Source organism: Arthrobacter sp. SIMBA_036 (assembly GCF_046535135.1).
Classification (GTDB): Bacteria; Actinomycetota; Actinomycetes; order Actinomycetales; family Micrococcaceae; genus Arthrobacter.
Window position 1 is genome coordinate 1 of the sequence record NZ_JAWRXG010000030.1, and the last position, 1,975, is coordinate 1,975.

1 rRNA gene is annotated in these 1,975 nt (G+C 56.0%); it reads right to left on the bottom strand.

Going from position 1 to position 1,975, the window contains the following annotated elements:
• Positions 1–1,960, bottom strand: a 23S ribosomal RNA gene (locus SB659_RS18980); the annotation flags it as partial.
• Positions 1,961–1,975 lie beyond the last annotated feature (15 nt).

The window sequence follows — 1,975 nt, forward strand, 5'->3', positions numbered from 1 at the left end:
GTCTGTATCACGGGGCAGGCCCCCCTTCTCCCGAAGTTACGGGGGCATTTTGCCGAGTTCCTTAACCATAATTCTCTCGATCGCCTTGGTATTCTCTACCTGATCACCTGTGTCGGTTTGGGGTACGGGCAGTTCGAACCTCGCGTCGATGCTTTTCTTGGCAGCATAGGATCACCGGATCCCCCCTTACGGGAGTCCCATCAGATCTCAGGAACGTGCTCGAAGCACACAGGAACGGATTTGCCTATCCCTGACCCTACATCCTTAGACCGGGGCAACCATCGCCCGGCCCGGCTACCTTCCTGCGTCACACCTGTTAATACGCTTACCTCCCGGGATCAGGTCCCGCGCTCGGCCAAAACCCGCAACACCACAAGGGTGAACGGGCAGGCTCCGGGCGGTTAGTATCCCCCGCTTGGCATGGGCGGTTCTTCACCGGTACGGGAATATCAACCCGTTGTCCATCGACTACGCCTGTCGGCCTCGCCTTAGGTCCCGACTTACCCAGGGCAGATTAGCTTGACCCTGGAACCCTTGATCATTCGGCGGACGGGTTTCTCACCCGTCTTTCGCTACTCATGCCTGCATTCTCACTCGTGTAGGCTCCACCGCTGGTTTCCACCGCGACTTCACTGCCCACACGACGCTCCCCTACCACTCCACACCCCTGAACCACGAAGGCTAGGGCAATGTGTGAAATCCACAACTTCGGCGGTGTACTTGAGCCCCGCTACATTGTCGGCGCGGAATCACTTGACCAGTGAGCTATTACGCACTCTTTCAAGGATGGCTGCTTCTAAGCCAACCTCCTGGTTGTCTTCGCAACTCCACATCCTTTCCCACTTAGCACACGCTTAGGGGCCTTAGTTGGTGGTCTGGGCTGTTTCCCTCTCGACTATGAAGCTTATCCCCCACAGTCTCACTGCTGCGCTCTGACTTACCGGCATTCGGAGTTTGGCTGACGTCAGTAACCTTGTAGGGCCCATCGGCCATCCAGTAGCTCTACCTCCGGCAAGAAACACGCAACGCTGCACCTAAATGCATTTCGGGGAGAACCAGCTATCACGGAGTTTGATTGGCCTTTCACCCCTACCCACAGCTCATCCCCTCCATTTTCAACTGAAGTGGGTTCGGTCCTCCACGACGTCTTACCGTCGCTTCAACCTGGCCATGGGTAGATCACTCCGCTTCGGGTCTAGATCACGCCACTACACTCGCCCTATTCAGACTCGCTTTCGCTACGGCTACCCCACACGGGTTAACCTCGCGACGTAACACTAACTCGCAGGCTCATTCTTCAAAAGGCACGCCGTCACAGTAACAAGACTGCTCCGACGGATTGTAAGCACACGGTTTCAGGTACTGTTTCACTCCCCTCCCGGGGTACTTTTCACCTTTCCCTCACGGTACTGGTCCGCTATCGGTCATTAGGAAGTATTTAGGCTTATCAGGTGGTCCTGACAGATTCACACGGGATTTCTCGGGCCCCGTGCTACTTGGGATACTCTCCAAGAGCGGTACACAACATTACAGTTACGGGGCTCACACCCTCTCTGGCCGGCCTTTCAAGACCGTTCACCTATGCCTGCACCACACCCTCCCGGTCCGGCAGAACCAAACGGAAAGTCCCACAACCCCGCCCATGCAACGCCCGCCGGCTATCACACATGAACGGTTTAGCCTGATCCGCGTTCGCTCGCCACTACTAACGGAATCACTATTGTTTTCTCTTCCTGCGGGTACTGAGATGTTTCACTTCCCCGCGTTCCCCCCACGTACCCTATGTGTTCAGATACGGGTCACACAATCACCCCAAAAGAGCGTTGTGCGGGGTTTCCCCATTCGGACATCCTGGGATCAACGCTCGGTTATCAACTCCCCCAGGCTTATCGCAGATTCCTACGTCCTTCTTCGGCTCCTAATGCCAAGGCATCCACCGTGTGCCCTTAAAAACTAGACCACACACAACCGGACA